This window comes from Pseudopedobacter sp. (genome assembly GCF_040392825.1).
Lineage (GTDB): Bacteria > Bacteroidota > Bacteroidia > Sphingobacteriales > Sphingobacteriaceae > Pseudopedobacter.
Genome location: NZ_JBEBVH010000246.1, coordinates 1 through 5,738, shown reverse-complemented (window position 1 = coordinate 5,738; position 5,738 = coordinate 1). Strand labels below are relative to the sequence as shown.

Below are 5,738 nucleotides of genomic sequence, written 5' to 3'. Positions count from 1 at the left end.
AATTACCCGGCCGGAATATAAATCCACTGTGCAAAAAATGGCAAAGGAGCTCTTTAACTGGTTAGGAGAGACTAACGGAATGCAAATCCCATTAAAACCAACAGTGAAACGCCCGTACGGGGATTATAAACACCCTTATAATAATTAGTTTCTTGGTGTTCAGAATAATCCAAAACCCTATTAAGGGTTTTGGATTATTAATTATTTATCTGCTGGTAAGAGAACTTGTATCTGAAAAATACTATGTTTTTATTTACTACACTTTATAGCTCTTGAGGCCCTGCGAGCTTATTCCTGAGAAATTGTATTCCTGTTGAACTATTTGGTTTATTTCTTTCGTTAACGTAAACATTATTTTTAAAATATCTTGTACTTTCTGATAAAAACAAATATGTTTATGTTTTAAAAAATTTTAAACCAATTATGAAATTACTATCTACTAAAAAAATGAGCTTTTTATTCTTTGTATGTGCCTTATCAGCTTGCAAAAAAGAAAACAACATCCCTGAAATTGGTAACATAACTGCTAGTAGCAATAAAATTGCTGTAGGTCAGTATATAATCTTAAAATCAACTACAACGCAGGGTGCTGAGATGGATAGGGGGCTAACTTACAACTGGACAGGAACCGATGGATTCCAAAGTGCCGAACCAGAAGCAAGATGGATCCCTTCAAAAAATGGAAGCCAGGCAATTACATTAACCTTGTCAAGTGGAAAGAAATCCACTTCAAAGAGTATGTCATTTAATGTTGTGGAGCCTAATTTTCGATTAGGGTTATGGGGAAATACCCGATCTGAAATACAACTTTATGAATTAAAAGCAGGAAATAAATCAACTTCTCCAAATGAAGAAGCCATGCTTTATGCCGGGGAGAACTCAACAGCTTTCGATGGATATATAATGAATAATAATGTTTTGAACGGCGCTGCTACAATTTATACAGCAAGATATTCCACGAACTATGTGCAGTATGTTAATGATTATAATTACTACTTATCAAAATTGATTACTAAATACGGTACTCCGAAAACCAATTTAATTTATTATAAGACCGAAGCAATAAGAGATGAGATAAGAGCTTATCCCAATAGATTAGGTGAAACAATTGTTAATGGAGATGCCAGTTTACAGGCTACCTGGACTATTGCAGATGCAGATATAGCAATAGTTATTTATAAAAACGAAACTTCAGGAAATTTAACTTTCGGAACAGCTTATACTCCTGCTTTAGGAAAGACTACAGCTGCATTAGAGAATAAGGCGCAGGCTGCTCTGGAAAAGCTTACAAAAGTATTAAATAATTAATAAGATTGGAGATTCAATAAACTTTATACCTTTTATACATACGTCATGATAAAAATATTTTCATTTGTGACATACATACTGATATTGGTACTTCACACAATGCCGATAAAAAGTATAGCACAAAACACTGCTTCGGTAAAAGAATTGACTTCATTAAAGACAAGCTCATTAACCAAGTTTATAAATAACTTTGATTATGACTGCGATTATTTCATGATGACGAAAACTGAAGGTACTGCGGTTGCTAAAATGAATCTCTCTATTGATCCGGTAGCAAAACATCAGGGGGCCGGTAGCTTAAAATGCGACTTTGTATTTAAAGGTACTCCAAAGGGAGCGGTAAATGAACGTGTAACTATGCGTAAACTTTGGGGGAATTACCGTCCGGATTTAAGCTTTCACCCACTTGGGCTTTCCATATGGATAAAAAGCGACGCTTTGGCTACCGATAATTTAGTTATTAATCTGTTACAACAAAACGAGAGCTATACTCTGGCAAATGATTCACTAAAAATATTTTCTTTTACCAGCCAAGTAGATTTGAGCCGAGCAGATTGGCAGCAAATCATGATACCGTATACATGGTTTAAAGCCCAAAATGCAAAAGACAAAATAAATTTAAGACGCATTGTGGGCTACGAGTTTGTCATAGAAAACACTTCCAATAAACCGCATAGCGTGGTAATGAATTTTGATAGCTTTGAACAGTTAACTTCATATAAGCCCGTTTTTAAGAGAAATGCAAAATTCAGCAGTATTTTTATCCAATTACATGCCAAGCCCCACGAGAATTTGGATTGGGAAACTACTTTTAGAGCTTATAAAGAGGTAGGGATCGATACCGTAATTATACAGCAGGCAACCCGTCATGATAAGACAGGTTCGATCTCAAATTATAGTGGAACCAAACTACCCGGTATTGTAAAGCAGTATCATATGATTGAAAATGTATTTGACGCTGCTAACAAAACGGATATGAAAGTAATATTGGGACTTAACGCGGGGAAATATCCGGAGAAAAAAAGTGATGCCATAGCTTATAAAAAATTGCTGGAAACCAATAAAGTCATTATAGATGAGTTATATGAAAAGTTTTCAAATCATGATTTGATGGCTGGCTGGTACATTTCTGAAGAGTACCATGACGGTTTCTGGAGAGGATGGTGGAAGCCGGAGGACGCATATTTATTGTCTGACTATCAGGAAAAAGTGGCAGTATATGCTAAATCTAAGCCTAAAAAATTCCTGGTTGCTGTTGCGCCAGCTTTGTGGCGGGGCCGACCGGCAGATATGACCTATGATTTCTACAGGCGAATTCTGCAAAAGACACCCAGCGTAGATATTTTATATCTCCAGGATTGTGCGGGAAGACGTAATATCATTAACGAGGATCTCTTGGTTGATCTTCCGAATTATTTTGCTATGGTAAAAAAGGCCTGTGACGAATCTGGTGTACAATTTGGTGTAGATATAGAGTCGTTTACAAAAGGAAATTGTAAAACCACCTACGGCACTAAAAATTGGAAAGATTTAAAACTCCTGGTGGATATTGCTGGAATGTTTACTCAAAACATATCGCAGTTTAGTTGGGCTTCGTTTCGCCCCGGAGTTGGTGCATTTGACGACTACAGAAAATATATTACAGGGAATAAATAATTCTATCACAACGCTGTTTTTAATTAGCGACTATGAGCTGTGGTGATCATGTAATCAATGCAGATTGAATTGTGAAAAAAGCATACTGATTTTACCAGGGATCTCTGTTGAAATGGGGGGAAGTTATCTTTGTAATGTAATGCTTTAAAGTTAATGTGTTCTGCATTCTTGCCTCGTTACTGGGCTTAATCTGTAAAAAATTAAGAAAGAGAAATGCTTCAATATGAGATTTTGTTATATTTACGTTTACGTTAACGAATTGTTTGCAGATACATTTGTTTTATTATGAGCCTAATCTATACTTCCGGCATGCCAGCACTTAAGCTTATTTATGCTAATTATAATAAAGTGTGTTTTGAAATTTAGATCTGCAGGTTTTATTGTTGCTAAATTAATATATATTTGCTAAATTAATATATCTTGTGATGAGTATTCATGCCGAACAACCTTCAGAATGTCCTAAGTGTCTATCGGAAAATATAGTAAAAAGTGGATTGATAAATAATAAGCAGCGATTTAAATGCAAAGAATGTAGTTATTTTTTTACCGTAGGCAAATTGGGTAAAAGTATTGACAATTACTATGTGGTTAAAGCGCTGCAACTGTATTTAGAAGGTATTTCATATAGAGAAATTGAGAGGATACTTGGTATTAGTCATGTAACGGTGATGAATATTGTGAAAAAGCATTTAGGTGAAAAGCCGCTGATAAACAAGTATAATCCTAGTTATAAAATCATGAGGCATCAGGAATTGCATGAGTTCTTTACTAAAGCAGAAAGTTTAAAAGGAAAAGGAATGATAATTACTGAGTTAGGAGATAAGTATATGGTTATCAATTGGGATCGGTTTAAATAGTTCCTCCATTCTGAATCGTCTGGAACAATAGCTTAAGGGTATACATTCTTAATAGTCTGATATTCCATCGTTCTAAACTTTAATAATGTATATATATTAGCATTTGTGTATATGTGTTTTGTTTTTGAAATTTCTTATTGTAAAATTTAGTTAAGATTTCGAGCATCCAAAAGAGTTCTAAATCATAACCAAACCTAAATTATATAATATGGCAGAAACACTTCCTAAAGAGAAGGTTGACAGTAAAAACCTTTGGAAAGTTATCGGTGTCTCATCGGCGGGCACATTGATCGAATGGTACGATTTTTACATTTTTGGTAGCTTGGCTGTTATTATAGCAACCAAGTTCTTTCCGCAAGACAACCCAACAGCGGCTTTCTTATCTACATTAGCGACTTTTGCTGCGGGTTTCGTAGTAAGACCTTTTGGAGCACTTTTCTTCGGACGTTTAGGCGATCTTATTGGTAGAAAATACACCTTCATGGTGACGTTATTACTGATGGGGTTATCTACATTTGCAATCGGACTTATACCCGGTTACGAAACTATAGGTTTTGCTGCACCCATTCTGGTGTTAATATTACGTCTTCTGCAAGGTCTGGCTCTTGGGGGCGAGTATGGCGGCGCTGCAACTTATGTGGCAGAGCATTCTGAACCTAATAAAAGAGGACTCCGTACTTCATGGATTCAAACTACCGCAACAGTAGGTCTTTTTATTTCGCTTTTCGTTATTCTGATAACCAGAAACTCTATGGATAAAGCGTCTTTCGAAGATTGGGGATGGCGGGTACCTTTTCTTCTTTCTATTGTAATGGTTATTGTCTCTTATTTCATTAGACGAAATATGGATGAATCACCACTTTTCAAGAAAGCCAAAGCTGAAGGTAAAACAGTAGCAAATCCTTTAAAAGAATCTTTTGGTAAAAAGTACAACTTTAAGTTTGTATTGCTGGCATTGTTTGGTGCTGCAATGGGACAAGGTGTAATTTGGTATACCGGGCAATTTTATGCGCTCTCTTTCTTACAAACTGTTTGTCACGTAGAGTTTGACCAGACAAATTACATAATTGCTACAGCTTTGATGATGGGAACCGGATTCTTTGTGTTTTTTGGCTGGCTTTCCGATAAAATTGGCAGAAAAGGAATTATGCTGGCGGGTATGCTGATTGCTATTCTTACTTATAGACCTATTTATGATAAAATTTATAAAACGGCTAGTTTAGAAGGAAAAGTAGAAATGACTGATAGAGCAACTACCGATGTTAGTTATTCTACCATTCATGATGGTGCAGACTCTGTTAAAATAACAACTGTACAGAAATTATATGAAGATGGTACGGCCTATCAGGAAATATCAACTTTAAATCTTACCACAAACCAGACAACAGTTAAGAAAATAACCGACTTATCCGGTGGTTCGTTTTGGACAATAGTACTTTTAGTTTTTGTACAGGTAGTTTATGTAGCAATGGTTTATGGCCCTATTGCAGCGTTTTTGGTAGAAATGTTCCCAACAAATATCAGATATACATCTATGTCTTTACCGTATCATATTGGTAATGGTGTTTTTGGAGGGCTTTTACCTGCAATAGCAACTTATCTGGCGACTAAAGCCGAAACAGCGAATAGTATTGCCGCTGCTGCGGGTGATGCGTTGCCTTTTGACAAGCCTCATCTGGAAGGACTGTGGTACCCGATAATTATTGCAGGAATATCCTTCGTTATAGGAATACTGTATATTGATGCTAAACAAAAAGCAAAGGATTAATAAAATCATAAAAAACTAAACGATGAATGCAATAAGAAGATTTTTGGGGATTGTATGGATGATAGTTGGTGCAGTAGCAGGCTATTACCTTTTAGTAAGTCAGGCTATCCCGAAGTTCGGGACTGGTACTACAGAAGATCTCGTTCCGG

General features: G+C 36.0%; 5 protein-coding genes. All 5 read left to right on the top strand.

What is annotated here, in order from left to right:
* Positions 1-447 precede the first annotated feature (447 nt).
* Positions 448-1,308 carry a hypothetical protein gene (locus tag ABWO41_RS14605; protein ID WP_353139591.1) on the top strand — a complete coding sequence of 287 codons (861 nt, stop codon included), beginning with the start codon at positions 448-450 and terminating at the stop codon, positions 1,306-1,308.
* Positions 1,309-1,353: 45 nt separating this feature from the next.
* Positions 1,354-2,964, top strand: a complete 1,611-nt coding sequence (locus ABWO41_RS14600; RefSeq protein ID WP_353139588.1) for a DUF4434 domain-containing protein — start codon at positions 1,354-1,356, stop codon at positions 2,962-2,964.
* A gap of 425 nt (positions 2,965-3,389) precedes the next feature.
* Positions 3,390-3,821 carry a transposase-like zinc-binding domain-containing protein gene (locus tag ABWO41_RS14595; RefSeq protein ID WP_353139585.1) on the top strand — a complete coding sequence of 144 codons (432 nt, stop codon included), beginning with the start codon at positions 3,390-3,392 and terminating at the stop codon, positions 3,819-3,821.
* A 208-nt stretch (positions 3,822-4,029) separates the two neighbouring features.
* Positions 4,030-5,589 carry an MFS transporter gene (locus ABWO41_RS14590; protein WP_353139582.1) on the top strand — a complete coding sequence of 520 codons (1,560 nt, stop codon included), beginning with the start codon at positions 4,030-4,032 and terminating at the stop codon, positions 5,587-5,589.
* A 22-nt stretch (positions 5,590-5,611) separates the two neighbouring features.
* On the top strand, positions 5,612-5,738 hold a 127-nt coding region (locus ABWO41_RS17250), incomplete at its 3' end, for a DUF6814 family protein (RefSeq protein WP_502945659.1).